Genomic DNA, 22,899 nt, shown 5'->3' with positions numbered 1-22,899 from the left:
TTCGGCCGCATCGATGGCGGGCAAACCCGGTTCGAGGGGCGCGCGCAGGCGGCGGCGTTTCGGTGGGCGCGGCGGTGCGTTCACGCGAACCAGCCCTGCAAGGTCCATGGCGCATCACGATCCGGCGCGCACCCGGTGGCGATGAACGCCCAGGCACGCTGGCCGTCGCGCGTCTCGATGATGTAGTAGTCGCGGCGTTGGTCGTGCTCGTCCCACCAGCCGCTTTCGATGCGTTCGGGACCGGCCAGCACGCGCGCCGGCCGGCCACGCAGGGGGAGTGGGCGTTGCAACAACCAGAACGGGCGCGCCGCCGGTGCCGCGGTCGGGGCGGGCGGTCGCGCGCCGAGCGGGACGAAGCGCGAGGCGCGATCGGGGCGATGGTCGGCGACGCAGGCGAGGCCCTGCAGCGCCGCATCGCCGAGGCGCGCGCGCAGGCGTTCGACCAGTGCGGGCCAGTCGAATTGTTCGTGGCGGTTCGTCTCGAACAGGTCGCGATGCAGCGGGCACAGCGGCGGCAGGTCGTCGGCACGCAGGGCGAGCGCATGCACCGGAGCGACGAGTTCGACGCGCTCGAGCCGCGCGCGCGCGAGTTCGAGCAGCGATGCCGCGTCCCGCTGCGGAGCGAGCAGGCCGACCTCGATGCGCGTGAGTGCATCGCGCTCGTGCCCCAGTTCGAGGATGAAGCGTTGCACGCCGCCGTCGCGCGCAGCGAGGAACTGCGCGAACTCGCGCACGAGGCGCTGCAGCGGGAACACGAGCGCGCCGTGCGAGTCGATGCCGTACCCGAATTCGATGCGGCGTGCATAACGCGGTGGCGGCTGCCAGCGCGGCAGCGTTTCCGCGACGAGGCCGCGCATGCGATCGAGGTGGTCGAGCGCGCGCTGCCCGATGCGACGCGCGAGTTCGGCGCGTGGCAGGCGGAACAGGTCGCCGAGCGTGCGCATGCCCATGCCGTACAGGGTCGCGATGGTCTTCGCCTCGAAACCGCCGGCGACGATCGGGGCGGCCTCGAGCGCGAGTGGCAACTGCGCGAGCGCCGGCAGGGCGATCGTCGAACGGCAGGCGGTGAACACGCGTGCCGCGGTCGCGGTCGGCGCGGCGGCCAGGACGCAGGTGTAACCGAGCCGGTCGATGTCCGCGCGGATCCGGCGCTCGAGCGCGGGCCAGCCGCCGAACAGCTTCAGGCTCGCGCCGACCTCGAGGAACAGCGTGTCGGGTGGAGCGATGCTGACATCGGCGCTGTAACGATAGGCATGATCGGCGAGCGAGGCGAGCGCGTGGCGCTCGGCCGATTCATCACGTGGCGTGACGGCGAGGCGGGGGCAGAGCAGTTGCGCGCTCGCGAGCGGCTGCTGCGCGCGCACGCCGGCCTTGCCGGCGGCCGCATTCGCGAGCACGACATGGCGTCGTTGCTGCGGGCCGTCGACGATCGCATGGGGCCGATCGACCGGCACGTCGGAATGAAGCGCCTCCAGCGCCAGCCGGGGGTAGTGCAGGCAGGCCCAGAACACGCATGCCTCGGTGCATCAGGCACGCAGCCCGAGCGCATGGGCCTGTTCACCGAAACGGCCGCGGCATTTGATGATTTCCAGGCGTGGCTCCATCGCGCCGGGTTCGAGGCGCAGCCGCAACGCGGCCGGGCTCGCTTCGTGCGCGGCGGACAGCGGCCGGAACACGAAACCGAACGTGCCGCCGGTTTCCGCGGCGAGCTGCAGGCGGCGCAACTGGCGATAGTCCGAGCGTGGCAGCCAGTTCAGCACGGCGCCGCAGCAACCGGCGCGCAGGCACTGCTCCGCGGTCCAGTGCGTGTCGGTAGCGGACGCATCGATGTGCACGAGCTGGGCGAGATCGACGCCCGCGGCGGCGAGGGCGGGTGCATAGGGGGCGTACGGTGGCGCCACCAGCACGACGCGCTTGCGCGCCTGGGTCAAGGTCGCGAGTGCGGGCAGCAGCAGGCTGCATTCGCCGAGGCCATCCTGAGCGACGAGGATTTCACTGAGTGCGCCGCGTGGCCAACCACCACCGGGCAGCAGGGCATCGAGGTCGGCAATGCCGGTCGGCAGCGCATCGCTGCGCGGTGCCTTCGCGGTGCCGCGGCGCCAGATGCCTGGGTGGCGTAACACGTCGGCGAGCGCGGTTTCGTCGCGGCGTGGCGGTGTCGCCGCAGCGGCGCGTGGCGCGGCCGGAACGACGGTCGGAGCGAACAGCGGATAGTCGCCGGTGCTCGATACGGGTTCGGAAAGATTCGTCGTGAACATGCCGGTTTCATCCCTGGCGCAGTCGATCGGAGGGAGCAGGGCGGATCAGGCCGACGTAGACGCCTTCGATCGCGAAGGCCTGCCGCTGCGGATCGACGTCGATCGGCGCGAAGTCGGCATTCGCGGGCAACAGGCGGATGCGGTCACCGCGCCGTTCGAGCTGCTTGACGGTGACCTCGTCGTCGAGGCGCGCGACCACGATGCGGCCATGCGCAGCGGTCTGCGTGCGATGCACGGCGATGAGGTCGCCGTCGAGGATGCCGGCGTCGCGCATGCTGGCGCCGATGACGCGAAGCAGGTAGTCCGCGCGCGGACGGAACATCTCCGGATCGACGCCGTGTTCGGCTTCGATGTTCTCCGCGGCGAGGATGGGGCTGCCGGCGGCAACCCGGCCGACGAGGGGAAGCCGGGTTGCCGCAGGCGCCCGCGAGCGAAGCGGGAGGCGCAGGCCGCGATGATGGGGCGAGCGCTCGAGGGCACCCTTGCGAACCAGCGCCTCCACATAATCCTGCGCTGAGCTATGGCTTGCAAGCCCAAGATTTTCCGCGATTTCCCGCAGGCTTGGCGCGCAGTCATAGCGCTCGAAATGCTGCCGGATGCAGTCGAGTACGCGACGCTGGTTGGTGGTCAGGCGTAGATCGTCCATGAGTGCGAATGTACGTACATTAGTACGTATCCGCAAGGCCTCATCGCCTGGCCTCGTGACCTTGGCCGCGCAAGGCTTTTCCCGGAACGCGGCGGTGTCGCCGGTTCCGCTCGCCTCGACGGCGGGGTTGCTTCCGGCTTTCGCCGAAAATGACGGCATTTGCCTCGCCACCGAGGCGAGCGGAACCTCGCGCCGGCGCCGTGCCCGATCAAGAAGCCTTGCGCGCCGGGAGCCGATGTCTTCAGGCTGACGGAAAAAAGACCCCGGCACGAGGCCGGGGTCGGAGTGTCGCAGCACGCCGGATCACGGCGTTGCGATGATCACGGCGTGATCGTGCCCTTCAGCGAAACGCCCGAGAACGCCGAGTAGGCGCGCACGTTCACGTAGTAGGTGCCCGCCGTCGGCGAGTTGAAGGTGCAGGTCTCGCTGTTGCCGGACAGGTACGGACGGCAGTCGTAGGTCGACGTCGTCGGCGCGCTGCCACGGCGGACGTACATGTCCGCGTCGCCGGTGCCGCCCGAGATCGTGAACACGACCTTGCTCTGGCCAGCCGGAACGACGAGCGTGTAGTTCGGCGAAGTCGTGCCCGTGGCCTGCGCCGCGAGCGTGACGGGCACGCCGCTGGTCAGCACCGTGCCACCACCACCGCCGCCGCCACCCGTGCTGTAGCTGCCGGTCAGGCTCATGCCCGAGTAGGTGCTGTAGGCGTGCACGAGCACGTAGTACTTGCCCGTCTGCGCCGTCGTGATGTTGCACGTCTCGTTGTTGCCCGACGCCCACGAGCGGCAATCGTAGCTCGACGTCGTCGGCGCACTGCCGAACTTGACGTAGAGGTCCGCATCGCCCGAGCCACCCGACGTGACGAACTTGAGGCCCGTCGCCCCCGCCGGGACGTCGAGCGTGTACAGCTTGTCGCTGCCGGTCGCACCGGAGATGCCGGTGACCGCGACGCCATTGGTCAGCGCGACCGGCGTGCCACCACCGCCGCCGCCACCGCCGCCGTTGCAGCTCACGCCGACCGCCGCGAACGCGGCGGTGACGTCCGCCTTGACGAAGCCGAGGTCGGTCGCGGCGGTTTCGACGCCGCAGGCGCCACTGTTGAACGTGCTCGACGGCGTCCAGTACAGGCTGTTGGCGCGCGCGAACGACTTGAACGCCTTGACCGTGTCCCAGCCCGAGGTCTTGGCGAGCGTGCAGAACGCCTTGTTGTAGACGCCCGAGGAGTAGTGCACGTCGAGTCCGCTGTAATAGTTCGCGGCGTTGTCGATCGAGCCGCCGTCCTGGGTCGGGTTGCACATGTAGCGCAGCGCGCCGGACGCCTTGAACACTTCCGGACCGACGAGGAAGTCGTTCGTGCCCTTCCAGTAATACTCGGTCGCCTCGCCGCCCATGTCGGAGAACGCCTCGTTCATGCCGCCGGACTGGCCGGAATAGGTGAGGTTGGAATGCTGTTCGGTGAAACCGTGCGAGACTTCGTGGCCGGCGACGTCGGCGCTGACGAGCGGGTAGAACGTGCTGGCGCCGTCACCGAAGCTCATCTTCGAACCGTCCCAGAACGCGTTCTCGTAGCCCGAGCTGTAGTGCGTGCGCATGACCAGCTGGAAGGTCAGCGCCTTCACGCCCATGTACGCGTTGTACATGTTCTGGATCACGCCGCCGAAGAAGTGCGCGTCGTTGAGCGGCGAGTACGCACCGTTGATCGACTTCACCGTGTTGCGCGGGCAGGTGTAGGAGAACGCGGTCGTGCTCGTCGTGCCGCCGTTGAGGTTCACCGTCTTGACGTCGGTGTTGTTCATCGTGCACGTCGAGCCGCTCTGCGCGACGTCGAGGTAGCCGTAGCGGCCGCCCGAACCCCATTCGTACTGCCCGGTCTTGGCATTGCCGCCGGGACCGGTGCCGATCGTCGCGGTGGTGAGGCCGTCCCAGCGCTCGATCACGTTGCCGCTCTGCGCATCGATGATCACGAAAGGACGACGCGGCTCGCCGCCGCCGACCTTGTCGGCGAAGAACGAAACCACGTAGACGAGCCGGGCGTAGCCCTTGTCGTCGACATGGATCATCTGGCGCGATTCCTCGCGTTCCACCTGCATGTTGCGCGCGAGGCGTTCGCCCGCCTTGGCGATCGAGAGCGCCTTCGCGGCGGTCAGGTTCGCCTTGGCGGCGCCGAGGTCGGCGGCGAGGCCATTGACCTGGCGGCCGAACAGGTTCAGCACTTCGCCCTTGCCGTTCTCGGTGACGACGACGTGCTCGCCCCACACCGGAATGCCGCGGAAGGTCTGCTGGTAGCGGAAATGGCGCGTACCGTCCGCCTCGTCGACGACTGCGAGCGGCTCGAGCGCCGAGCCGCCCTCGAGGCCGAGCATCTCGGCATGGCGGTCTTCGGCTTTTGCGGCCACGCCGATGCCGGCGACTGCGCGGGCATAGGTGGAATTCAACGCTTTCGTATCGTGTCCATGCACATCCACCACGGTGGCGGCGGAAGCAGGCGCGGCGAACATCGCAAGAAACAATGGTGACAGAGCAACTGCCGCCGACAGGCGGCGCTTCGTCTTGATCACGGATTGACTCCCCAGCAGATGACGGATGGTTGAAGCCGCCTTCGGCGGCCGCGGATACCACGAGTCACTGGGGCGACCGCGTGCACGAGCACACGCGCAGGACGCACACACAGGAGCAGGCGTCCCTCAACGCCTGGCACGAAACACGACGGTTCTCCCCAGAACCGCGCTTGTGGCCCCTCTCTGAACCCAAGCGCGGGCGGCACCGTAGCAGCGCCCGCGGCGAAAGTAATGCTGCGTGGCAGCGAAAAACGTTTTCATCCGCGTGCGCGGGGATGACGAATCGTCATGACGATATGCATCATGCGGAATGGCTGCCTGTCACGCAGGCGCGCGACGACCGGCTCGGCCTCGGCAGGGGCGAGCGATGGCGCGCGCGACCGACGCGCGCGCCTTCCCCGCAGGTGCGTGCAGTCGCGCTCGCGCAAGCCGATGTCGCGCAAGGCGCATCGGCCGATGCCGATCAGCCCGCCTTGTGCTTGGCGAGCTTGAGCCAGGTATCGACGACGGTGTCGGGATTGAGGGAAACCGATTCGATCCCCTCGTCCATCAGCCATTCGGCGAGGTCGGGATGGTCGCTCGGGCCCTGGCCGCAGATGCCGACGTACTTGCCCTTCGCGCGCGCGGTCCTGATCGCCATCGACAGCATCTTCTTGACCGCCGGGTCGCGTTCGTCGAACAGGTTGGCGACGATGCCCGAATCGCGGTCGAGGCCGAGCGTGAGCTGGGTGAGGTCGTTCGAGCCGATCGAATAGCCGTCGAAGATCTCGAGGAACTCCTCGGCGAGCAGCGCGTTGGACGGCACCTCGCACATCATGATGATCTTGAGGCCGTCCTTGCCCTGCTCGAGGCCGTTCTTCTTCAGCACCTCGATCACCTTGCGGCCTTCCTCGAGCGTGCGCACGAACGGGATCATCACCCACGCGTTGGCGAGACCCATCGTCTCGCGCACCTTCTTCATCGCGCGGCATTCGAGCGCGAACGCCTCGGCGAAGCTCGGATCGACGTAGCGGCTAGCGCCACGGAAGCCGATCATCGGGTTCTCCTCGTGCGGCTCGTAGCGCTTGCCGCCGATGAGGTTGGCGTATTCGTTCGACTTGAAGTCGGACAGGCGCACGATCACCGGGTTCGGCGCGAACGCCGCGGTGATCGTCGCGATGCCTTCGGCGAGGCGGTCGACGTAGAAATCGACCGGGCTCGCGTAGCCGGCGATGCGCTCGTCGATCTGGCGCTTCGTGTCGGCGTCCTGCCTGTCGTATTCGAGCAGCGCCTTCGGATGCACCGCGATGTGGCTCGCGATGATCATCTCGAGGCGGGCGAGGCCGACGCCCGCGTTCGGCAGCATCGCGAAGTCGAACGCGCGCTCCGGGTTGGCGACATTCATCATGATCTTCAGCGGTGCCGGCGGCATCGCGCCGAGGTCGGCGGTGACGCGGTCGAACTCGAGGCGGCCTTCGTAGATGAAGCCGGTGTCACCCTCGGCGCACGAGATCGTCACGTCCTGGCCGTCGGTGATCGCGTCGAGCGCGTTGCCGGTGCCGACCACCGCGGGCACGCCGAGCTCGCGCGCGATGATCGCCGCGTGGCAGGTGCGTCCGCCGCGGTTGGTGACGATCGCGGCGGCACGCTTCATCACCGGTTCCCAGTCCGGGTCGGTCATGTCGGCGACGAGCACGTCGCCGGGCTCGACCCGGTTCATGTCCTTGATCGAGCGGATCACGCGCGCCTTGCCGGCGCCGATCTTCTGGCCGATCGAGCGGCCTTCCGCGAGCACCTTGCCGCGCGCCTTGAGCTGGAAGCGCTCGATCTGCGTCGCGCGCGCGCGCGACTTCACCGTCTCCGGGCGCGCCTGCAGGATGTAGATCTTGCCGGTGTGGCCGTCCTTGCCCCACTCGATGTCCATCGGACGGCCGTAGTGCTTCTCGATGATCAGTGCCTGCTTCGCCAGTGCATGCACGTCCTCGTCGGTGATGCAGAAACGCGCGCGATCGGCCTGCGGCGTTTCTTCGATCGTGACGCGCTCGCCGGCCTTGTTCGAGTACACCATGCGTTGCTGCTTGGAGCCGATCTGCCGGCGCAGGATCGCGGGCTTGCCCTGTTCGAGGGTCGGCTTGTAGACGTAGAACTCGTCCGGATTGACCGCGCCCTGCACGACCATTTCGCCGAGGCCGTAGCTCGCGGTGACGAACACCGCGTCGCGGAAACCCGATTCGGTGTCGAGCGTGAACAGCACGCCCGACGCGCCGACGTCGGAGCGCACCATGAGCTGCACGCCGGCGGAGAGGAACACGTCCTCGTGCTTGAAGCCGTGGTGCACGCGGTAGGCGATCGCGCGATCGTTGTAGAGGGAGGCGAACACCTCCTTGACCTTGTGCAGCACGTCCTCGATGCCGGAGACGTTGAGGAAGGTTTCCTGCTGGCCTGCGAACGAGGCGTCCGGGAGGTCCTCGGCGGTGGCCGACGAGCGCACGGCGACGGCGATGTCGGTGGTGCCGGCGTCCTTGCACAGCTGGGCGTAGGCGTCGCGGATCGCCTGGTCGAGGTCGGCGGGCAGGGCGGTGTCGACGATCCAGCCGCGGATCTCGGTACCGGCCGCGACCAGCGCGTCGACGTCCTCGACGTCGAGCGTGGCGAGGCGGTCCTGGATGCGGCGGGCGAGGCCGCTCTTCTCGAGGTAGGACTGGAACGCCTGCGCCGTCGTCGCGAAACCGCCCGGCACCGACACGCCGAGCTTGGCGAGGTTGCCGATCATCTCGCCGAGCGAGGCGTTCTTGCCGCCGACCTTGCCGAGGTCGGACATGCGCAGCTCATCGAGCCAAAGGACCAGGTCGCTCAAGGGGATACTCCGTGGGAAGAGAAGGCCGCTTTGCGGCAGCGCGCAATTTTCGGGCTTTGGCGCGGTTCCGGCAAGCCGAGCCTGCCCCGGCAAGGCCTGCGGCGCGGGCGGAGCGCGGAAACCGGGCTGCTTCCCGTAGACTCGCCGGCGACAGACGCCCCGGGAGCCCCATGCGCCGCACGATCTTCTACGTCTCCGACGGTACCGGCATCACCGCCGAAACGATCGGCCACAGCGTGCTCACCCAGTTCGATTCGGTCGAGTTCGACACCTACCGCATCCCGTTCGTCGATGGCGAGGACAAGGCGCGCGCGGCGACCGTGCGCATCCGCACCGCCTATGCGCAGAGCGGCGCGCGGCCGATCGTCGTCAACACGATCATGGACCAGAAGCTCAGCGACATCGTCGCCGAGAGCGGCGCGCTCATGCTCGATGTCTTCGCGCCGTTCATCGGCCCGCTCGAGGCGGAGCTCGGCACGATGCGCTCGCCGCGCGTCGGCAAGGCGCACGGGCTGACCGACTTCACCGAGTACGAGGCGCGCATCAACGCGACCAACTACGCGCTCAGCCACGACGACGGCATCGACGTGAACTACGGCGACGCCGACGTGATCCTGGTCGGCGTGTCGCGCGTGGGCAAGACGCCGACCTGCCTTTACATGGCCTTGCACTACGGCGTACGGGCGGCGAACTACCCGCTGACCGAGGAGGACCTCGAGCGGCTCGAGTTGCCGCGCCGCCTGCTGCCGTACCGCTCGCGCCTGTACGGCCTGACGATCGAGCCGCAGCGCCTGGCCCAGGTGCGCCAGGCGCGCCGCCCGGGCAGCCGCTACGCCGAACTCAAGCAATGCCGCTGGGAACTCGGCCAGGCGGACAAGCTGTTCCGCCGCGACGCGATCCCGGTGCAGAACACCACCCATACCTCGATCGAGGAGATCGCGAGCAAGATCCTCGCCGAACTCGGCATCGAGAAGCACATGTTCTGAGTCCCTGGCCGTACGCACGCGCGGTGCGGGGCAGGTATCCTCGGGCTCCCGGCGCTGGGGCGCCATGTTCCTGGGGGAAGCACCATGTTCCATGACCTGCGCGCGCGCCATGCGCGCTTCCGGCCGCTCGCGGCCGCGGTCGGCATTGCACTGGCCGGCATCACCGCGCCGCTGCATGCCGATGCCACCGAGCGCGTGCCCTATACGATCCTGCTGCACGGCGAGCCGGTCGCGGTCTACCACGGCGGCGTCGCCGGCTTCGCCGCGCCGCCGCGCATCGCGCTCGGCCGCAAGGCGGGTCGTCCGGACCTGCGTTCGCAGCCGGCGAAGGCCTATGCCGACTACCTGCAGCAGCGCCAGGGCGCCTTCGTCGCCGACCTCGAGCGCACGCTCGGGCGTCCGCTCGAGGTCATCGCGAAGATGCAGCACGCCCTCAACGGCGTCATCGTCGAGCTCGACGACGACGAGGCGGCGCGCATCGCGCAGCGCAGCGACGTCGAGCTCGTCGAACGCGAGCGCATGCTCGAACTCGACACCGACCGTGGCCCCTCGTTCATCGGTGCGCCGTCGATCTGGGACGGCAGCGCGAGCGACGGGATCCCGACCAAGGGCGAGGGCATCGTCGTCGCCGACCTCGACACCGGCATCAACTGGCAGAGTCCCGCGTTCGCCGCGATCGGGCCGATCGACGGCTTCGTGCACACCAATCCACTGGGCGCCGGCAACTACCTCGGCCTGTGCGGCCCGACGCCGCCGAATGCCGACGCCGGCCGCTGCAACGACAAGCTCATCGGCATGTACAACTTCACGTCGACGTCGTCGACGCGCAGCGCCGAGGACCTCGACGGCCATGGCTCGCACACGGCCAGCACGATCGTCGGAAACCACTGGCAGGCCCCGTTCGGCGGCGGCTCGTTCCAGGTCTCGGGCGTCGCGCCGCATGCCTCGGTGATCGCGTACAAGGTCTGCACTTCGGGGTGCAGCACGAGCGCTTCGTCGCAGGCGGTCAACCAGGCGGTCGTCGACGGTGCGGATGTCCTCAACTTCTCGATCAGCGGTGGCGTGAGCCCATGGTCGGATTCGGTGTCGATCGCGTTCCGCAACGCGGTCGGCGCGGGCATGTTCGTCGCGGCGTCGGCCGGCAACGACGGCCCGGTCGCGGGTTCGGTGAACCACGTCGAACCGTGGGTGGAGACGGTGGCAGCCTCGACCAAGGACAACGTCGTTGCGTTCCGCTTCGATCTCGTCGGCCCGGGCACGCCACCGCCGGAGACGCAGGGCCTGCCGCTGCGCCCGGCGGCGCCGCCGCTCCCGACCGCGGACATCGTCGCCGCGCCGATCGTGCGCAGCCCGACGTTCGCCGACGGCAGCAACGACGGCTGCTCCGCGTTCCCCGCCGACACGTTCACGGGCGAAGCGCCCGTCGATCCCGACATCGTCTTCGCCGACGGCTTCGACGGTGCGATCGCGCCCGCGCGCGTGGGCGCGATCGCCGTGCTCGCGCTCGACCAGAACGCGAGCAATTGCGGCAGCGTCGCGCGGCGCGCGGCCGCGCTCGCCGCGGGCGCCATCGGCGTGATCTTCGTCGATCGCGACTTCATCAACCTCGGCGCCAGCGACACCTCATGGTCGATGCTGCGTGCCGACTGGGACGCCGCGTGGGCGCAGATCCAGACCGATCCCGCGCACGCGACCGCCTCGCTGCTGTTGCCGGCGGCGTCGTACGCGCAGCGCGGCGACGTCGTCGCCGATTTCAGCTCGCGCGGCCCTCGCGCCAACAGCGGCCAGTACCTCATCAAGCCGAACATCACCGCGCCCGGCGTCGACATCCTCGCTTCGTACGCGGCGAACGCAGGCGGGGCGAACGCGACCGCACTGGAGAACGGCACGTCGATGTCGAGCCCGCACACGACGGGCGCCGCCGCCTTGCTGCGTGCCGTGCATCCGGACTGGACGCCGACCGAGGTGCGCTCCGCGCTCAACATGACGGCCAAGCTCGACGGACTGATCCGCGCAGACGGCAGCGGCGTGGACGTGTGGGACCTCGGTTCGGGCCGCGTCGACCTTACCCGCGCATCGCTCGCGGGCCTCGTGCTCGATGAGACCGTGGCGAACTTCCTCGCCGCGAACCCCGGCTCGGGCGGTACCCTGGCGACGCTGAACCTCGCCGAGTTCACCAGCGCGAATTGCGCGACGACGTGCTCGTTCACGCGCACGGTGCGCAGCCCGATCGTGTCCGCCCAGGTCTACACGATCACGTTCTCGGGCCTGCCTGCCGGCACGGTCACGACGACGACGCCGAACCTGGCGGTCGCCGGGGGCGCGACGGCGTCGTTCTCGATCGAGGTGGATGGCTCGGCCTTGCCGGCCGGCTGGAATTTCGGCCAGGTCACCCTCACGCCGGACAATGCCGTGCAGCCGGTGCTGCACATGCCGATCGCGATCCGTCGTTGAGTATCGCGCGCCGCGGCGGAAGCTTCCGTCGCGGCGCTTCGGCTGGGCACGATCCCCGCGGCGCGCATTGCGCTTTCGGCGGGGAACCCCATCTTACCCGTCCCGCAGCCGCCCGCATAAGTCTGTGCGCGCCGGGTTGCCCCGCCTATGATGGGTCCATGTCCGCCGTACTCGAACGACCGCAATCGCTGCTGCCGAGCCGCTTCTCGTGGCTGATGGGGCTCTATTCGGAGAACTACCACCGGCTCGCGCGGTTGTTCGCGCCGCAGGATCTCGCGATCGGCAGCTACCGCTCGTCGCTCGACGACGGCCTCGACGTGCGCCTCGACGTGCTCGAACGCCATCGCTACACGCTCGACCTGCACCTGACCTACTGCTTCGTCGACGAGGATACCGGCGAGGCGGCACCCTCCGCGCAATTGCGCATGTACCACGACGCGCACATGGCCGAAGTGCTCGACTGTCGCGCGGACCGCCGCCTGGTGCGCGCGATCGGCCCGCTGCAGCCGGCACGCAGCGTGTTCCAGCAGCGCGTGCGCATGAGTTCGTTCCTCAACCGCTGGCTCGAATACCTCGCCGAACAGGGGCATTCGATCGGCACGCTCGAGCCCGCGTCCGGCCTGCCGACGAGCCTCGTCCCGCGGTTCACGCATTCATAGCCGGCAAGCCCGCCCGAATCGCGTATGCAAGGGGGCCGATGCGTCCGTGCGTGGTCGGGTAGGGCGGTGCGCGCATCGCGCGTGCCGCCGCTTCGGGTGTGAGGCTTCGGCGGACCTCGCCGCCGCGCGGCTCGGTCCTCCCCTACGTGCTTGCGAGGCGAAGCGCGTGTTGGAAATCGGTGGCGAAGCGCAGCGTCGTGCCGTCTTCGACGACGCCCATCTGGGCCAGGATGGCCGCCGGCTGTTCGCGCAGGCCGGAGAGGATCACGCCGATGCCCTGGCGGCGGCAGCGCTCGATCATCTGCGTCAACGCGGTGACGCCGGATGCATCGATGAGCGGCACGAGGCGCATGCGCAGGATGAACTGGCGCGGCGGTTTCGGGAACTGGTTGAGCACGTCGTCGAGACGGTTGGCCACCGCGAAGAACAGCGGGCCGGAAATCTGGAACGCCTCGACGCCGGGCGGCAATTGCGCGCGCTGGTCGTCGGAGGCCGGGTCGTCGGCCCTGTCTTCCTCGATCAGCGAGACGTTCGATTCCATCGCGACGACCTCGCTCATGCGATGCATGAACAGGAATGCCGCGAGCACGATGCCCACTTCGATCGCGACCGTGAGGTCGAACACCACGGTCAGCACGAACGTGAGCACGAGCACCACGCGGTCGCCGACCGGCCCGCTCATGAGGTGGCGGAAGCTCTCGATCTCCGCCATGTTCCAGGCGACGACGACGAGGATCGCGGCGAGCGTGGCGAGTGGCACCCAGGCCATCAGCGGCGCGAGCGCAAGCATGAAAACGAGCAGGAACAGCGCGTGCATGACGCCCGCGACAGGCGTGCGCGCGCCCGCGCGCACGTTGGTCGCGGTGCGCGCGAGGGCGCCGGTGGCCGGCAGGCCGCCGAACAGCGCCGAGGCCGCGTTGGCGACGCCCTGCGCGACGAGTTCGCAGTTGGAGCGGTGCCGCCCGCCGATCATGCCGTCGGCGACGACCGCGGATAGCAGCGATTCGACGCCGGCGAGGAACGCGATCGTGAACGAACTCGGGAACAGTTCCAACGTGCGCTCGAACGGGATGGGCGGGATCGCGAACGCGGGCAATGCGCTCGGGATCTCGCCGAAGCGCGAGCCGATCGTCTCGATAGAGGGATGGACCAGCGCGACGAACACGACGCCGAGCCCGACGCTGATCAGGAACCCGGGCAGGGCGGGGCGCCAGCGCCGCAGCAGCACGATGAACGCGACCGTCGCGACCGACAGCGCGGCAGCGGCCGGCGTCCACGTCGATGCGGAATGGAAGTAGGTTTCCCAGCGCGCGAAGAACTCGCCTGGCACCTTGTCCAGATGCAGTCCGAGCAGGTCCTTGACCTGACTCGAGAAGATGCTGACGGCGATGCCGGCCGTGAAGCCGGTGATGACAGGCTTCGGGATGTACTTGAGCAGCGTGCCGATGCGCAGCACGCCCGCCGCGATCAGCATGAAACCCGCGAGCAGCGTGCAGAGGATCAGCCCGCCGTAGCCGAACTTCTCGATCACGTTGAAGACCACGGGCACGAACGCCGCGGTCGGGCCGCCGATCTGCACGCGAGAACCGCCGAGCAGCGAAATCAGCAGGCCGGCGACGATCGCGGTGTGCAGGCCCTTCTCCGGGCTCGCGCCGGAGGCAATCGCGAGCGCCATCGACAACGGCAATGCGACGATCGATACGGTCAGGCCGGCCAGCGCGTCGCGGCGGAAATCGGCGACGCCATATCCGCCCTTCAGCAGCGTGAAGAGCTTGGGGACATACAGCGCGATGACGCGTTGATCGATCGGCATGCGTGACCGGAACGGCCTGTCCCGTGGAGGACGGGAAGATGGCGCTGCCGGCGAGTATACGTGGGCGCGCCGGCGCATGAACGTGCCCGGTCGATGCTCCACCGGGCAGGTTCGCCTGTCACCGAGGCTGCGGTCCCCACCGGGGCGGCTCGCGCGCAAGGCGTGACAGGCGGCGCGGCGGGCAGTACCCGCGACGGCTGCCTGCCCGCTCGGGCGCCTGCGAGATCGTGATCTTGCGACTGGCCGTTTCGCCTTCTTCCGGCAGCGTGACCGACAGGATGCCCTTGTCGTAGCGCGCAGCCCTTTCGTGCCGTCGACTTCGCCGGGCAGCGGGAACATGCGGCGTGCCTTGCCGTGGCGGCACGCGACTGTAGTGGTCCCCGGCGTCACTGTTTCGTGCCGTCCCTTGTCGACTCAATGCCGCAGGAAGAGCGGAATGCGCGCTTGCGCGAGAACGTGCCGGGTGGCGCCGCCGAAGATCCATTCGCTGAAGCGCGCACGCCCGTAGGCCCCCATCACCAGCAGGTCGGCGCGACATTCCGACGCGGCTTCCAGCAACGCCGCGCCGGCGTCCGCGTCACTCGCATCGAGTTCGCGATCCTCGACGTGCAGCCCATGCCCGCGCAGGTACGTCCCGAGGTCGAATTCCGGCTTCCAGCCGACCGTCAACGGTTGTTCGCGTGGCTTGCCGGAGAGGACGACGATGCGGCCGGCAGCGGCGAGGATCGGCAGCGCCGCATGGATCGCACGGATGGCTTCGGGCGAATGGTTCCAGCCGAGCGCCACGCATTGCGCGCGCGCCGTCGAGCAGGTCGGCGGCGTGACGATGCAGGGCAGGTGGCTGCGCAGGACGAGGTTGCCCAGGGCCTGCGCCGAACCCCAGTTGCTCTTCTCGTCGCGGCCGAGCACGAGCACGTCGTGCCAGTTGCCAATTCGCGCGAGCACGTCCGGGACGTCCCCCTCCGCGACCTCCCATAGCGCCGAGCGCGCACCAAGCGCGCGCGCCTGCGCCTCGAAAGCGCTGCGCCGCGCGCACGCCTCCTCCTTGACCTGGCGGAGTTCCTCGACGATGCGCGAGAGCAACTGCGGGGCATCGTAGGGAGACACCATCATGTACGGCGACGCGACGACGTGCACGCCGGTCAGGTGTCCCGAGAACGCAGCCGCGAGGCCGGCCGCGTACTCCATGCCCGGCGTCCACGAGGAGTAGTTGTCGGCATGGGCGAGGATGTCCTTCATGACGCAGTCTCCGCTCGACGATGCGGGGCACCGTATCCCCGTGCGGGCGCGTCGATGCTGATCTGGATCAATCAGCAGGATGCTGGCCGTCAGCGCTCGGCAGGGCTGCGTGCGACGGCTGCGGCGCCCGACGAAGCTTCGCAATCGCCGCAGTGCCGGTGGCGCCCGCGGCGAAACCGGGCATCCCGGCCGTCATGCGGGTTGCCCGCAGGCCAGCCCTTGGCGTCGTACTACCTGTGGCGGAGCAAGTTCGGCGGCCTGAGCGTGCCGGAGGCGAAGCGGCTGAAGGAGCTGGAGACGGAGAACGGTCGCCTGAAGAAGCTGCTGGCCGAACAGGTGCTCGAGAACGAAGTGATCAAGGAAGCGCTGCGAAAAAAGTGGTGAGCGCACCGGCGCGTAGAGAGCTGGTGCGGACGATGACGACGGGGGGCCTGAGCGAACGTCGGGCGCTGGCGGTGGCCGGCATGAGCGCGAGCGCGTTGCGCTATTCGCCACGCCCGGACCGGAATGTGGCGTTGCGCGAGAGGATCATCGAGCTGGCGCACCGGCATCGCCGCTACGGCGTCGGGATGATCCACCTCAAACTGCGCCAGGCCGGCGAGAAGGCGAACTACAAGCGCGTCGAGCGGCTTTACCGCGAGGCGCGGTTGCAGGTCCGCCGGCGCAAGCGCAAGAAGGTCCCGATGGGGTCGCGTTCTCGAGCGTCTGGCGCTGAGCCGAGGTCTGGCGAAGGTCATACGCACAGACAACGGCAAGGAGTTCTGCGGCAAGGCCATGGTGACGTGGGCGCACGGCCGCGGCGTGCGGCTGCGCCTCATCGAGCCCGGCAAGCCGAACCAGAACGCCTACATCGAGTCGTTCAACGGCCGCCTGCGCGATGAGTGCCTCAACGAGCACTGGTTCACGCATCTATTGCACGCCCGTACCGTCATTGAGCAGTGGCGCCGCGAGTACAACGAGGAACGACCGAAGCAGGCCTTGGGCGGCCTGACGCCGGCTGCGCATGCGAAGCAGTTGGCGGCGAAAGCCGCTACGATCGAACCCGGACTCTAGATCCGGCCACTACTCAAAGCGGGGGGACGTCGCCTAAGCCCACCGTGCCGCTCCGGGTTCTAAAGGGGGAAGAATATGAAGCAGCAAGAGCTGCGGCAAATGTCTCCAATCGGGCGCTCCATCGAGCAGACTCTGGCCTAGCCGGCCAGCAAATTCATGAAATTCAACCGGTAAAATTTGGCGGTAGTCCTACAGACCTTGCAAACAAGATCCCGCTCAGTGCGCCCGACCACGCTAAGTACACGGTATGGTGGAGAGGTCTGCAACGTGATGTGGAGGGTAAACCCTGACAATGATCGCTCCGGATATTTGGAATCGTGTGTCTTCGGGTCTTGTTCTCTCGGTCCCTGCATTGGAGGCGGAGATTGCTTCTGCAGAAGCGGAGCTCGGCATCCGTCTCCCAATGGAATATCGGGAATTTCTTCAAAAAACAAATGGCGCCGAAGGGGCTATTGGAGCAAATGAGTACATTTCCTTATGGCCTGTTGGGAGACTGAAAGAGCTAAATGATGCTTACGAAGTGGATTCGTATGCAAGAGGCTTCTTAGTAGTAGGTTCAAACGGCGGTGGCGAGGCTTACGCGTTCGATATGCTCGGTGATTCTTGCTCTATCAGCGCGCTTCCATTCGTTGGGTTGAGTCGCGAAGAGGCCAGATTGATAGGCAAAGATTTTTGGGCCTTCCTTGATAACTTGTGGCATGCGTAAAAGCCGCGGAATTAGCCACTTCGGCAAAGAAATATGTGAGGCCATCCCCGTGATTTTTGGGGGTGACCCGACTGCTCTGTCGAATAAAGTTGTGCTAACAAGAGCGGAGCACATCCGGACTCGCCTCTACCGCACAGGGCACGATCTGCGTCTCGTCGTGAACAACGGCCCGAGCGGCAACGAAGCCGGCGTCGTCGACAAGGCGCTGGTCAAGTTGATCGCCAGATGTCGGCGTTGGTACGAGCAGATCACGACCGGCCAGCGGTCCTCCCTACGCGAGATCGCCCAGGCCGAGAAGCTTGACGAGCGCTACATCGCGCGCATCCTCTACGGCTCGCTGCTCGCGCCGGACATCATCGAGAAGGTGCTTCAAGGCCGGCAGCCGGTCACCTTCACGGTGAAATCGCTGAAGCGCGCGCCGCCGCTGGATTGGGACGAGCAGCGCCGCCTCTACGGCATGCCCCGCTGAGGGCCTCGGCATCGGGGTTCGCGTGTCTGCGCATCCGTCGAGGAGCAGGCACCCAAGATAACCTTCGCGTCATTGCCGACCCAGTGAAAGCGACCGGACCCCGGAAATCGGCTCCGAGAGACGATCGTCCGATTCCGGCGAAAGAGGGCGGGGAAGGGCCGGGGAGAGTCCGGTCGCGATCGCGGAAATCGCTGCACGTGGCCCAAAACAAAACCGGGTTGGAGACGAAGTCTCCAACCCGGCGGGTGTGTGGCGGAGCGGACGGGACTCGAACCCGCGACCTCCGGCGTGACAGGCCAGCATTCTAACCAGCTGAACTACCGCTCCGCGTTTTTCTGCAACTCGCGCACGTCCTGTGCGTTTTCACTTCCTGTCGCCCTTCACCTTATGGCGTCCCCAAGGGGATTCGAACCCCTGTTACTGCCGTGAAAGGGCGGTGTCCTAGGCCTCTAGACGATGGGGACGCTTAGGAAAACCGAACCTGTCTGGTGGAGCCAGCCGGGATCGAACCGGCGACCTCTACAATGCCATTGTAGCGCTCTCCCAGCTGAGCTATGGCCCCGAGAGAGCGCGAGAGAATAGTGGGCGATCGCGCGTTCGTCAACTCATCGCGGAAGTTTTTTTCGCGCGACCGAACAAACCGCCGCCACGCGCATCGGCCTGGCTTTCGCCCTCGATGTAACCGACCGCATTGTAGGCATTGATGAAGTTGGCGACGTCGGCCGCGCTCGCCCCGCTCTGCGCGGCGATTTCGTCGACGGTCGCGGCCTGCTTGAGCATGACCGTCGCGATGCGGAAATGCTTCGGGAACTCGCGCTCGCTCTGCGGCCAGCGCGAGAGCTTGTAATGGCCGCGTGGATCGAGCCCGGCTTCGAGCTGGCCGTCGTTGCCGACGAGGTGGACGAGCCATTTCAGGCGCGAGAACGGCTGCGCGGCGAGCGCGCCGGCCTGCTTCGTGTAATCGGCCTCGCCAGTCACCTGGATCTCGCCGTGGCCGATCGTGCGCGTGCACCAGGGCGTGATCGCCTTGAGGTTGCCGGCCGATCGCCAGGTCTGCTCGTGCGTGTCGATGAAGAGGTCGGGAAGCCCGTTCGCCTGCAGGTGCAAGCGACCCGGCAGGGGCGAATTCGCGCCGATGAGGTCGGCCAGGTGCAGCGTACGGCCATGTTCGACGGGCGTGTAGGCCGGTGCGGCGGGGGCCTGCGGTGCGCGCGGCGCAGCGGCTGCGGGCGCGGGCGCCGGCACGGGCTGCCGCGCGGGCGGCGGAACGTGCGCGGAGGCAGCCGGCTTGGCTGCCGCAGCCGGGGCCGCGGCCGGAGTCGGTTCCGCGGCGGGTTTCGCGCGCGTGGGGGCGGCGACGGGCGCACCGGCGAGGTGCGCGCCGACGCGATTCAGCGTCTCGACGAGGCCCGCCGCGTCGACCGGCGTGCGTACGGCGAATTCGTAGGATTCCGGCGTCGCGGTCAGCGCGGCGACGAGGCGGCCGCTGCCCTGCGCCTTGAGCCAGTCCATGTGTCCATAGACCGAATCGGTTTCGATCAGCAGCAGCTCCGCGCCGACGTAGTCGCCGATGCGCCAGCGTGCGTCGAGGCGGGTGCGCTGCTCGTCGAGCAGGGCGTGGATGCGGGCGCTGACATCGGCCGGCGCGCCGACGACGCACACGGTATGGAGTTTCGGAGTGTTCAAGGGCGGCTTCCCGTAGAGCGAGCACGACGGTGATAGCAAGGACCATGCCTGCGAGGATGAACCCGGCAGGCATCGGGAAGTGTGCGCCATTCCTCATCGGCTGGCACGATTCTGACGATCAGTGTCAGGCTTGGACGGGCTCGGCGCCCGCTTCGACCACGCGATTCCGCTCGCGCTGCTGCATCGTCCACAATTGGGCGTAGCGTCCGCCCTGCGCGAGCAGTTCGTCATGGCTGCCGCGTTCGACCACGCGGCCCTGCTCGAGCACCAGGATCTGGTCGGCGTCGACGATCGTCGACAGGCGGTGGGCGATGACCAGGGTGGTGCGCCCGCGCGCGATGCCGTCGAGCTCGCCCTGGATGATCTTCTCGGTACGGGTGTCGAGCGCACTGGTCGCTTCGTCGAAGACGAGGATCGCCGGGTTCTTGAGCAGCGTACGCGCGATCGCGACGCGCTGCTTCTCGCCGCCGGAGAGCTTGAGGCCGCGTTCGCCGACGCCGGTGTCGTAGCCCTGTGGCAGTGATTCGATGAAGGCGTGGATGTGCGCGGCCTTGGCCGCGGCGATGACTTCCTCGCGCGTCGCGTCCGGCCGGCCGTAGGCGATGTTGTAGTAGATCGAATCGTTGAACAGCACGGTGTCCTGCGGGACGATGCCGATCGCCGCGCGCAGCGACTGCTGCGACACCGAGCGGATGTCCTGGCCGTCGATGGTGATGCGTCCGCGGCTGGCGTCGTAGAAGCGGAACAGCAGCCGCGCCAGCGTGGACTTGCCCGCGCCGGTCGTGCCGACCACCGCGAGCGTCTTGCCCGCGGGGATGCGGAAGTCCACGTCGGCCAGGATCGGCCGGTCCGGCGAATAGTGGAAGTCGACGTGTTCGAAGCGCACCTCGCCGCCGCCGACCACGAGAGCAGGCGCTCCCGGCGCGTCCTCGACCTCGCGCACCTCGGCGAGCAGCACGAACATGCGCTCGATGTTGGTGAGTGCCTGCTTGACCTCGCGATAGACCATGCCGAGGTAGTTGAGCGGAATCGACAGCTGGATCAGGAACGCGTTGACGAGCACGAAGTCGCCGAGCGTCATCGTGCCGGCGACGACGCCGCTCGCGGCGCGCCAGAGCAACAGGGTGAGGCCGATCGCGACGATGCCGGCCTGGCCGACGTTGAGCACGGCGAGCGTCTTGAGGCTCTTGACGGTCGCATCCTCGAGCTTGACCAGGCTCGCGTCGTAGCGGCCGAATTCGTGCCGCTCGTTGCCGAAGTACTTCACCGTCTCGTAGTTGAGCAGCGAATCGACCGCGCGCTCGTTGGCCTCGGTATCGGCCGCGTTCGCCGCGCGGTAGTAGCGCATTCGCCACTCGGTGATCGAGAACGTGAAGGTGATGTACGCGACCAGCGTGCCGAGGGTGATCGCGGCGAAGCTCCAGTCGAAGCGCGTGATGAGGATGCCGCAGACGAGCACGACCTCGAGCAGGGTCGGCAGGATCGTGTAGATCGTCCAGTCGAGCAGGTCCGATGTCGCGGTCATGCCGCGTTCGACGTCGCGCGAGACGCCGCCGGTGCGGCGGTCGAGGTGGAAGCGCAGCGACAGCGCGTGCAGGTGCTCGAACACGCGCAAGGTGATGTTGCGCGAGGTGCGTGCAAGCACGCGGGCGAAGACGATCTGGCGCAGCTCCTGGAACATCGAACTCGACAGGCGCAGCGCGCCGTACGCCATCAGCAGCATGAGCGGGATCAACAGCGGTTTCGGCGTGAGGTCGAGCGCGTCGATGAGGCGCTGCATGATCAAGGGCACGCCGACGTTGGCGAGCTTGGCAGCGACGAGGAACAGCAGGGCGACGCCGACGCGCAGGCGGTAGCGCCACACTTCGGGCCAGAGACGGCGCAGTATCGACAACGTGCTCGCGGAGCGGGATTCGGTCATGGGGTCCGGGGCTGAGGATTCGCTGAACGGCACCACATGGGGACGCCGCGGTGCATGGGCAATGCAGGGTAGCAGCGGCGCTATGATCCTGCCTTCGATGATTGCAGGAGAAGAACATGCGTGACTTCGCCATTCCGTGCGCGACGGCCCTGTTGCTGTTCGTCGGCGTCGCCCGAGCGGCCGATCCGGCGGCGCCCATCGCGGCGCTCGCGCGCGAAAAAGCGCCGGCCGGTGCGCGCGTGTTCTTCATCGAACCGAAGGATGGCGCGACCGTCGGCCAGGACGTGCAGGTCAAGTTCGGAGTCGAAGGGATCGCCATTGCCCCCGCGACCGAGGGCAAGGAAGGCACGGGCCATCATCATCTGCTCGTCGACGGCAAGGAACTGCCGCCGCTCGACGCGCCGATTCCCAACGACGCGACCCACAAGCATTACGGCAAGGGCCAGACCGAAGACACGATCCATCTCGAGCCCGGCACGCACACCCTGCAGCTCGATCTCGGTGATGCCCGCCACGTGCAATTCGACCCGCCGATCGTCTCGCCGAAGATCACGATCCACGTGAAGTAACGAGGGCATCGCGCCGGCGGTCACACCCGGCCGTGGCGCGTGCCGCGGCAGACCTAGAGCTGGGGCTCCGTCCTGGCAGCGAGCGCTTCGGCGCGACGCTGCCGGGCGACCTGCGCCTCGCGGCGCGCGATGTACAGGCTCGCGCCGATCACGATCGCGGCGCCGGCCGCGGTCCACCCATCGACGCGTTCGTCGAACAGCAGCCAGGCGAGCACCGACACGATCACGAGCTGCAGGTAGCTCAGCGGTGCCAGCGTCGACGCTTCGGCCAGGCGCAGCGCGTGCGTCCACAGGTACTGGCCGAGCGTGCCGAGCATGCCGATGACGACGAGCAGTGGCCACAGCGATGCCGGCGGTGACTGCCAGACCGCGAGCGCGAACGGCAGCGAGAGTGGCACCCACAGCCACGTGGTGAGCAGCACGATCGTGTCGGGTGGATCGCTGCGGGAGAGGAACTTGATGCTGATCGTGACCGCGCCGGTCGAGGCGGCGGCGAGCAGCGCGACGAGGCTGGCCGCGGTGAAGCCGTCGGTGCCCGGCCGCACGATCACCAGCACGCCGATGAAACCCGCGACGACCGCGCTCCAGCGGCGCATGCGCACGATCTCGCCGAGGAACAGCACCGCGCCGATGGTCACGAACAGCGGCGACGAATACGACAGCGCGATCGCCTGCGCGAGCGGCAGGTGGGCGATGGCCCAGAAACCGGCGAGCATGCCGAGCGTGCCGATCGCGCAGCGCACGACGTAGAACCGGAGCCGGTCGGTGTGCAGCGCGCGCATGCCATGGCGCGCCAGCAGCGGCGCGGTCGCGAGCGCGCCGAAGAAGCTGCGGAAGAATGCGATCTCGAAAGCATGCAGGCCGTGCGACGCGTAGCGGATCAGGATCGCCATGAGGCCGAAGCTGGTCGCGCTCGCCACCATCAGCAATGCGGCACGCGCGGGCAGGGGATTGGCAGGAGGCACCGCGGCGGCGGCGGGAAGGCTCACGATCGCGGTCGCAGGGGAACGAGGGCGCGCAGTCTAGCAGGATCGCGCGAGCTGCCG

General features: G+C 68.0%; 17 protein-coding genes, 3 tRNA genes and 1 pseudogene. 7 read left to right on the top strand and 14 right to left on the bottom strand.

Annotation, left to right across the window (positions count from 1 at the left end; translation table 11 throughout):
* Positions 1–80: 80 nt before the first annotated feature.
* The 6 genes from EV148_RS11540 to ppsA all read right to left on the bottom strand — a co-directional run bounded on the left by EV148_RS11540 (position 81) and on the right by ppsA (position 8,298).
* Entirely contained in the window at positions 81–1,511 is a 1,431-nt protein-coding gene (locus EV148_RS11540) for a Y-family DNA polymerase (RefSeq protein ID WP_131998302.1), read from the bottom strand.
* Positions 1,512–1,526: 15 nt separating this feature from the next.
* Entirely contained in the window at positions 1,527–2,258 is a 732-nt protein-coding gene (imuA, locus tag EV148_RS11535) for a translesion DNA synthesis-associated protein ImuA (RefSeq protein WP_131998299.1), read from the bottom strand.
* Positions 2,259–2,265: 7 nt separating this feature from the next.
* Positions 2,266–3,201, bottom strand: coding sequence for a transcriptional repressor LexA (gene lexA / locus EV148_RS11530; RefSeq protein ID WP_241988065.1), 936 nt, complete (start codon positions 3,199–3,201; stop codon positions 2,266–2,268).
* A 23-nt stretch (positions 3,202–3,224) separates the two neighbouring features.
* The gene (locus tag EV148_RS11525) at positions 3,225–5,339 is read right to left on the bottom strand and encodes a M4 family metallopeptidase (protein ID WP_241988064.1); all 2,115 of its coding nucleotides are present in this window, start codon (positions 5,337–5,339) and stop codon (positions 3,225–3,227) included.
* A gap of 380 nt (positions 5,340–5,719) precedes the next feature.
* Positions 5,720–5,905: a hypothetical protein gene (locus EV148_RS11520; protein ID WP_131998295.1), complete on the bottom strand. Its 186-nt coding sequence runs from the start codon at positions 5,903–5,905 to the stop codon at positions 5,720–5,722.
* Between the two features lie 20 nt (positions 5,906–5,925).
* Positions 5,926–8,298, bottom strand: coding sequence for a phosphoenolpyruvate synthase (ppsA, locus tag EV148_RS11515; protein WP_131998292.1), 2,373 nt, complete (start codon positions 8,296–8,298; stop codon positions 5,926–5,928).
* Between the two features lie 170 nt (positions 8,299–8,468).
* Between ppsA and ppsR the strand changes: the two genes are divergently transcribed.
* The 3 genes from ppsR to EV148_RS11500 all read left to right on the top strand — a co-directional run bounded on the left by ppsR (position 8,469) and on the right by EV148_RS11500 (position 12,397).
* Positions 8,469–9,284, top strand: a complete 816-nt coding sequence (gene ppsR / locus EV148_RS11510) for a posphoenolpyruvate synthetase regulatory kinase/phosphorylase PpsR (RefSeq protein ID WP_131998289.1) — start codon at positions 8,469–8,471, stop codon at positions 9,282–9,284.
* Between the two features lie 84 nt (positions 9,285–9,368).
* A complete protein-coding gene (locus tag EV148_RS11505) occupies positions 9,369–11,738 on the top strand; it encodes a S8 family serine peptidase (RefSeq protein ID WP_131998287.1) in 2,370 nt (789 codons plus the stop codon).
* Between the two features lie 158 nt (positions 11,739–11,896).
* On the top strand, positions 11,897–12,397 hold the full coding sequence (locus EV148_RS11500; protein WP_131998284.1) for a DUF1249 domain-containing protein: 501 nt from the start codon (positions 11,897–11,899) through the stop codon (positions 12,395–12,397).
* A 142-nt stretch (positions 12,398–12,539) separates the two neighbouring features.
* On the opposite strand, the gene EV148_RS11495 is transcribed toward EV148_RS11500, so the two are convergent.
* Positions 12,540–14,210 (bottom strand): SulP family inorganic anion transporter, encoded by a 1,671-nt coding sequence (locus EV148_RS11495; RefSeq protein ID WP_131998281.1) that lies wholly within the window; start codon positions 14,208–14,210, stop codon positions 12,540–12,542.
* A gap of 414 nt (positions 14,211–14,624) precedes the next feature.
* Positions 14,625–15,449 (bottom strand): universal stress protein, encoded by an 825-nt coding sequence (locus EV148_RS11490; protein WP_131998278.1) that lies wholly within the window; start codon positions 15,447–15,449, stop codon positions 14,625–14,627.
* Between the two features lie 222 nt (positions 15,450–15,671).
* On the opposite strand from EV148_RS11490, the pseudogene EV148_RS11485 reads away from it, so the two are divergent.
* From EV148_RS11485 to EV148_RS11475, 3 genes and pseudogenes are all read left to right on the top strand, one after another.
* Positions 15,672–16,502, top strand: a pseudogene (locus EV148_RS11485) (integrase core domain-containing protein); the annotation flags it as partial.
* A gap of 292 nt (positions 16,503–16,794) precedes the next feature.
* Complete coding sequence (locus EV148_RS11480; protein WP_131998275.1) at positions 16,795–17,208, top strand: SMI1/KNR4 family protein; 414 nt, start codon at positions 16,795–16,797, stop codon at positions 17,206–17,208.
* A gap of 157 nt (positions 17,209–17,365) precedes the next feature.
* Complete coding sequence (locus EV148_RS11475; protein WP_131998273.1) at positions 17,366–17,677, top strand: hypothetical protein; 312 nt, start codon at positions 17,366–17,368, stop codon at positions 17,675–17,677.
* A 250-nt stretch (positions 17,678–17,927) separates the two neighbouring features.
* On the opposite strand, the gene EV148_RS11470 is transcribed toward EV148_RS11475, so the two are convergent.
* The 5 genes from EV148_RS11470 to EV148_RS11450 form a co-directional block, all read right to left on the bottom strand.
* A tRNA-Asp gene (locus EV148_RS11470) sits at positions 17,928–18,004 on the bottom strand.
* A 61-nt stretch (positions 18,005–18,065) separates the two neighbouring features.
* Positions 18,066–18,141, bottom strand: a tRNA-Glu gene (locus EV148_RS11465).
* 22 nt (positions 18,142–18,163) lie between these two features.
* Positions 18,164–18,239 (bottom strand) — tRNA-Ala (locus tag EV148_RS11460).
* Between the two features lie 38 nt (positions 18,240–18,277).
* Positions 18,278–19,363, bottom strand: a complete 1,086-nt coding sequence (locus EV148_RS11455; RefSeq protein ID WP_131998270.1) for a hypothetical protein — start codon at positions 19,361–19,363, stop codon at positions 18,278–18,280.
* A 124-nt stretch (positions 19,364–19,487) separates the two neighbouring features.
* Positions 19,488–21,284, bottom strand: coding sequence for an ABCB family ABC transporter ATP-binding protein/permease (locus EV148_RS11450; RefSeq protein ID WP_131998267.1), 1,797 nt, complete (start codon positions 21,282–21,284; stop codon positions 19,488–19,490).
* A gap of 116 nt (positions 21,285–21,400) precedes the next feature.
* On the opposite strand from EV148_RS11450, the gene EV148_RS11445 reads away from it, so the two are divergent.
* The gene (locus EV148_RS11445) at positions 21,401–21,853 is read left to right on the top strand and encodes a DUF4399 domain-containing protein (RefSeq protein ID WP_131998264.1); all 453 of its coding nucleotides are present in this window, start codon (positions 21,401–21,403) and stop codon (positions 21,851–21,853) included.
* A 53-nt stretch (positions 21,854–21,906) separates the two neighbouring features.
* On the opposite strand, the gene EV148_RS11440 is transcribed toward EV148_RS11445, so the two are convergent.
* A complete protein-coding gene (locus tag EV148_RS11440) occupies positions 21,907–22,776 on the bottom strand; it encodes a DMT family transporter (protein ID WP_131998743.1) in 870 nt (289 codons plus the stop codon).
* Positions 22,777–22,899 lie beyond the last annotated feature (123 nt).

Source organism: Dokdonella fugitiva (assembly GCF_004342425.1).
Taxonomy (GTDB): Bacteria; Pseudomonadota; Gammaproteobacteria; order Xanthomonadales; family Rhodanobacteraceae; genus Dokdonella_A; species Dokdonella_A fugitiva.
The sequence above is the reverse complement of the archived record's forward strand: the minus strand, read 5'-3'. Positions and strand labels throughout refer to the sequence as shown.

Coding starts and splice junctions, on each gene's coding strand:
- imuA (WP_131998299.1), bottom strand. CDS start 2,258: ATGTTCACGACGAATCTTTCCGAACCCGTATCGAGCACCGGCGACTAT.
- ppsR (WP_131998289.1), top strand. CDS start 8,469: ATGCGCCGCACGATCTTCTACGTCTCCGACGGTACCGGCATCACCGCC.
- EV148_RS11505 (WP_131998287.1), top strand. CDS start 9,369: ATGTTCCATGACCTGCGCGCGCGCCATGCGCGCTTCCGGCCGCTCGCG.
- EV148_RS11500 (WP_131998284.1), top strand. CDS start 11,897: ATGTCCGCCGTACTCGAACGACCGCAATCGCTGCTGCCGAGCCGCTTC.
- EV148_RS11495 (WP_131998281.1), bottom strand. CDS start 14,210: ATGCCGATCGATCAACGCGTCATCGCGCTGTATGTCCCCAAGCTCTTC.
- EV148_RS11490 (WP_131998278.1), bottom strand. CDS start 15,449: ATGAAGGACATCCTCGCCCATGCCGACAACTACTCCTCGTGGACGCCG.
- EV148_RS11480 (WP_131998275.1), top strand. CDS start 16,795: ATGATCGCTCCGGATATTTGGAATCGTGTGTCTTCGGGTCTTGTTCTC.
- EV148_RS11450 (WP_131998267.1), bottom strand. CDS start 21,284: ATGACCGAATCCCGCTCCGCGAGCACGTTGTCGATACTGCGCCGTCTC.
- EV148_RS11445 (WP_131998264.1), top strand. CDS start 21,401: ATGCGTGACTTCGCCATTCCGTGCGCGACGGCCCTGTTGCTGTTCGTC.
- EV148_RS11440 (WP_131998743.1), bottom strand. CDS start 22,776: ATGGTGGCGAGCGCGACCAGCTTCGGCCTCATGGCGATCCTGATCCGC.